Below are 257 nucleotides of genomic sequence, written 5' to 3'. Positions count from 1 at the left end.
AGAAATGATTTTACTTGTTAGTGAAGTGGAAGAACTTAAGGCCAATCCTAACCGTAAAGCATTGGGAACGGTAATTGAAGCCCAATTGGATAAGGGCCGAGGCTCGGTTGCAACACTGCTTATTCAAAATGGGACCTTAAAAATTGGCGATCCGATTGTAGTTGGAAACACATTTGGACGTGTTCGTGCCATGGTGAATGATAAAGGAAGACGTGTTAAAGAAGCTGGTCCTTCCACTCCCGTTGAGATTACCGGAC

At 44.0% G+C, this 257-nt stretch carries 1 pseudogene; it reads left to right on the top strand.

The window, feature by feature from the left end:
• Positions 1 to 257, top strand: a pseudogene (locus RYX56_RS23645) (translation initiation factor IF-2); the annotation flags it as partial.

The organism is Alkalihalophilus lindianensis (assembly GCF_032843265.1).
GTDB lineage: Bacteria > Bacillota > Bacilli > Bacillales > Bacillaceae_D > Alkalihalophilus > Alkalihalophilus lindianensis.
Note: the sequence above shows the minus strand (reverse complement) of the source record. Positions and strands in the feature narration are given on the sequence as shown.